Origin of the sequence: Mesorhizobium sp. M1D.F.Ca.ET.231.01.1.1 (assembly GCF_003999155.2) — a bacterium.
Taxonomy (GTDB): Bacteria; Pseudomonadota; Alphaproteobacteria; order Rhizobiales; family Rhizobiaceae; genus Mesorhizobium.
On the sequence record NZ_RZOZ02000284.1, the window covers coordinates 1 to 282 of the forward strand.

The following is a 282-nucleotide window of genomic DNA, read 5'->3' on the forward strand; positions in this document are numbered from 1 at the left end:
CGCTCGACCTGGTTGTCGATGTCCTCGTCGGCAATGTCGTTATAGGTGCAGCCGGCGCCGCGCATGGCGACGGCGCCGATGAAGAACAGCAACAGGTACCAGGGCGCCGGCAATAGCGTCAGCAGCGGGTCCGTCGGGCGCGGATAGGCGCTCGCCGCAAGGGCGGCCGACCACCAGCAGGGCCAGAGCAGCAATTGCCAGCCGATCGGCCTGTCCCAGCGCGCAAGCTGCGCATAGGGCCACAGCCAGCGCGGCAGCACCCGGTAGACCCAATGGCCGCTC

General features: G+C 68.8%; 1 protein-coding gene. It reads right to left on the reverse strand.

The features are described from left to right. A partial coding sequence (locus tag EN874_RS33315) for a UbiA family prenyltransferase (RefSeq protein ID WP_189396768.1) occupies nucleotides 1–282 on the reverse strand: 282 nt, incomplete at both ends.